This is a genomic window from Halomonas marinisediminis (assembly GCF_004347715.1).
GTDB lineage: Bacteria > Pseudomonadota > Gammaproteobacteria > Pseudomonadales > Halomonadaceae > Halomonas > Halomonas icarae.
Genome location: NZ_SLTR01000917.1, coordinates 1 through 216 on the forward strand (window position 1 = coordinate 1; position 216 = coordinate 216).

1 protein-coding gene is annotated in these 216 nt (G+C 65.3%); it reads left to right on the top strand.

The window, feature by feature from the left end:
• Positions 1 to 216 (top strand): hypothetical protein (locus tag E0702_RS19520; protein WP_205742193.1); only part of this gene is annotated, 216 nt, incomplete at both ends.

Genomic DNA, 216 nt, shown 5'->3' on the forward strand with positions numbered 1-216 from the left:
TACTCCATCTGTTCCGCCGGGCCAGGAAGGAACTTACCTGGCCCGGCATGCACCGCATCCAGATGCACCTGGATGGGAAGGTGGTCCGCTACGAGCCCAGGGGAAGGGGAAGGGGGAAACAAGCCACCCACTTCCCCGCCTGGCTCCATCTGGCCACCCTGGAGAAGGGGAAGAGGGTGGCCATCCCCCTGGGGGAGAACCCTTATGCCGAGGGCC